Annotated in this window: 1 protein-coding gene; it reads left to right on the forward strand. The window is 36.5% G+C overall.

Annotated elements, in window-relative coordinates; all coding sequences use genetic code 11:
- Positions 1 to 127 precede the first annotated feature (127 nt).
- A partial coding sequence (locus E1171_RS00310) for a glycosyltransferase family 2 protein (RefSeq protein ID WP_246164089.1) occupies positions 128 to 587 on the forward strand: 460 nt, incomplete at its 3' end.

Here is a 587-nt window from a genome sequence, read left to right on the forward strand (position 1 = left end):
ATCGTTATCTTTAACCGCTGAAAGCCAAGAAAGTTATTGACTAGACTTACATTTATAGCTTTCAACCCAAAATTCTTTTTCCAACTTCAAGAGACGCTGAATTATAGCTGTTTAGCGTTATTTTTTAATGATGAAAAAAATATCAGCTGTCATTATTACATATAACGAAGAAAAGAATATCCAAAGGTGCCTGGAGTCTTTAAAAGGGGTAGTGGATGAAATTGTAGTGGTAGACTCTCTTTCTACAGATAATACCAAAAAGATTTGTGAAAAATTTGATGTGCATTTCATCGAAAACCCATTTGAGGGGCATATAGAACAAAAAAATTACGCCATGGGCTGTGCAAGAAACGATTATGTGCTTTCCTTGGATGCCGATGAAGCCCTTTCTCCAAAATTAAAAGAATCAATTCTAAAAGTGAAAGAGAATTGGACCGCGGACTTTTACAGCTTTAACCGATTAAATAATTATTGTGGACAATGGATCCGGCATAGTGGCTGGTACCCGGATAAAAAGATTCGATTATGGGATAGGAGAAAAGGAAAATGGGGTGGCAAAAACCCTCACGACAATGTAGTGATGAAGG

The organism is Xanthovirga aplysinae, assembly GCF_009711365.1.
Lineage (GTDB): Bacteria > Bacteroidota > Bacteroidia > Cytophagales > Cyclobacteriaceae > Xanthovirga > Xanthovirga aplysinae.